This window comes from Photorhabdus namnaonensis, from assembly GCF_001684335.1.
Classification (GTDB): Bacteria; Pseudomonadota; Gammaproteobacteria; order Enterobacterales; family Enterobacteriaceae; genus Photorhabdus; species Photorhabdus namnaonensis.
Genome location: NZ_LOIC01000080.1, coordinates 3,106 through 6,113, shown reverse-complemented (window position 1 = coordinate 6,113; position 3,008 = coordinate 3,106). Strand labels below are relative to the sequence as shown.

The window sequence follows — 3,008 nt, the reverse complement described above, 5'->3', positions numbered from 1 at the left end:
TCTTTCTGGGCAGCGATCGTCTGCAAGCCGCTGAATTAGCCTTATGGCTTGACTTTCATCTGTGTGATGTCTTTTTGCGAACACAGGACGAAACCATCACGCTTGATAGCAGTTACCCTGTGCCGGCATTGTGGGGAACCGCGCGGCAAGTCGCTATCCTTCCCACGCAGAAAACCACGCCATACTCTATCTTGCAACTGATGACTGAGTACTATTACCTGCCCCATGTGCATGATTTTGTGACGATTGATATCAAGAAAGGTCGTCGATTGGTGGAGTTGAACGCAGACCGAACATTCGAGCTGATTTTTCGGTTTGATGGTCATCTGATGCTAAACGATATTTCCCAAACCTTTCTGTTGGATTGCGTGCCGGTAAGACATCTGGAGCCGATGAGTGCGAAGATCTCGGTAAACAGTGAAGCCAATCATTATCAAATCCCATTGGATTCGACTAAGCGACTGTTCAAGCTGAACCACATTTACACATCAACTGAACCGGAGCAGGAGCGCGGGCAACCCTACCGCTATCTGCCTATCGAAAAATTTATTCCAACCGCTCATTTTCTGCCGGACGCCGAGTTTCTTTACTATTATCAGCTTAGGACGGAATGCGATATGTCGCAGCGAACCCTGCAACATCTTCACTTCTTTGATTGCAATGGCAAACCAGCGGATAACCTGCCGCCACACTCCATTCTTTGTCAATTTACCGGTTATCGGACACAGGCCGCCAACCTAGGTATCGGTGCTATCAATCAGCTGGGAGAAAATGCCTCGGGGCTGAAAGTCAGCAATATCACCCCGGTTTCTGCCTGCCACCCACCAATAACGGAGGATAAGGAAGATAGATCGAACTGGACAATCATCTCTTTCCTTTCCATGTCCCCCTGGATGGCGTTTCACACTGACTCGTTAAAAGAGCTGATCAAACTATTCGATTTCTCCTACGACCAGTCATTAAGCAAACGTATCCAGGAACATATCGACGGTATCGTTCAACTGGACAACATCCTAATAGATCGTCTGGACAAAGGGGTTCCAGTGCGGGGCCATCAACTCGTCCTGACATTGAACCCGGATTGTTACACCAATCAGGGGGAGATGCATCAGTTCAGTCTGGTGGTGTCACGCCTGATGACGCTTTTCATCAGCATGAGGACTTTTGTGATGATGAAAGTTATGGATGCCCACACAGGAAAAGTTCTGTGGAATTTTAACCACATGATGTTTGGGCTGCGTGCCTATCTGTAATTTAATTGTAAGGAAAGTGTATCAATGAGCAAATTAAGCCCACTCGATTGTATTGACTGTAAAAACATGCTGAAAAACTGGATAGAATTTCAGTTGGTGGATGAACAGGGGAAACCCTTGGTCAATATGCCTTATCGTTTGAAAATCCGTGGAAATCCGCTGCTGGGACGTAAAGGGGTTACCGATGGCAATGGATTGCTAAGGGAAGAAGATATGCCTTCCCATCCGGTAACTCTGTATATCGGCGCCCAACCGCTGGCCGATGAGATGGAACAGCGCCCGTTGCGGGAAAAACGGGGAGAAGAGGCTTCGGTGGTGAAGCCAAAAGCGGAAGCCGAAGGCTATCAATATCGCTATGTGACTATCGGGCAGATTAGTGATGGATTGCCGGAGATTAAAGATTGGAAAGATTCTAAAGATATTCCACCGCCTTATCATTTCCCGGACCCGGAGCCAAAAGGCTATCAGGTCCATCCGGTGAATCGACGGTATGTTCTGGAAGTCTGTCCGTTTCGGGCCTGGGTTTTACTGCTACATCATCAGAAGGAGTATTCCATTGTGAATGCTTATAACCAATGTTTGATGAGTGTGCTGGCCTATGCCGATGGGGATGTTGATATTGAAGGTTCTGTGAAACACTTTTTTAACCGGCAAATGGTGGATGTTTCAAAATTGCCCTATAAAGTGGAAGCATTATCGGCAACACCTGTGGTTTACGATGTGCCGTTTAGTAAACGTTATAAGCGAGTGGAATTTATTGATTCACAAGCAGGAGACAATAAGCAGGGTGATACCAAACTGTTTTATGTTGCCAGTGAGAAAGATGTGATTGTTAGTTGGCGGGGAACCGCTAGCCTGGATAATTATCTGACTGATGCCACTTTCCAGCCATTGGCTTTAAGTTGCGATGATGACAAAGCGTTGTGCAGTGAGTTTATTCATCATGGTAAAGTGCATAAAGGGTTTTGGGAGGCATTTAATTTGGTTGGAGAGTTAATAGTCCCCAGTGATAAAAATAAAAAGGTATTCGGTGATATCATTAACTTAGTTAAAAACAAACGATTATTTATTTGCGGCCATAGTCTGGGAGGCGCACTGGCATTATTGCACAGCGCACAACTGAAAGAACATAATCCTTGTCTCTACAGTTACGGGATGCCGAGAACATTAACCCGCAGTGCGGTAGGGGAATTGTCTTCTATTATCCACTATCGCCATGTCAATGAAGATGATGTCATCCCTGCTGTGCCATTTGAGCAGGATATGGATAATGTTTTTTTCAATTATTGGGCACCGGCGGGGTATGACTGGGCGGTTATGAAGTTACTGTCGCCATCACCGGTTGTTCAGGCAATTAAACAGGCGACAGCCAGTAAAGAAATCTATTTGCATCATGGTAAAGTTGTCCATTTTTTTCAAGCCAACAGTTGCCCGGAATGGCTGATTTCCGCCCGGAATGCCTCTCTTATAACGGGTATTGCTGAAAAAATATTGGATAACACCACAAAACTCTACTTAATTCCTGAGTTAAATCAGGAAACAGAAAAGGATTTTTCGCTGGCCGGTGAGCGGCAAAACGCGTTGTTTAATCAGCTCAGTCAACAAGAAAAAGACAAACTGTTTGTTGAAAACAGAAGTGCTGATTTGAAAGGCGGATTCGGTTTCTCTAATCATAGTTCGTATAAATATGCGGGTTATATTGACAAGCGCCTCAGAGAGTTATGTGAACCGGATAAGGTTACGGTCTATCAGGAC

The 3,008-nt window shown here is 45.4% G+C and carries 2 protein-coding genes; both read left to right on the top strand.

Features of this window, described 5'->3' with window-relative positions:
- Positions 1-1,253, top strand: a 1,253-nt coding sequence (locus Phpb_RS15825; protein ID WP_240492578.1) for a type VI secretion system baseplate subunit TssF, incomplete at its 5' end; no start/stop codon positions are given.
- 24 nt (positions 1,254-1,277) lie between these two features.
- Positions 1,278-3,008 (top strand): lipase family protein (locus Phpb_RS15820; RefSeq protein ID WP_240492577.1); only part of this gene is annotated, 1,731 nt, incomplete at its 3' end.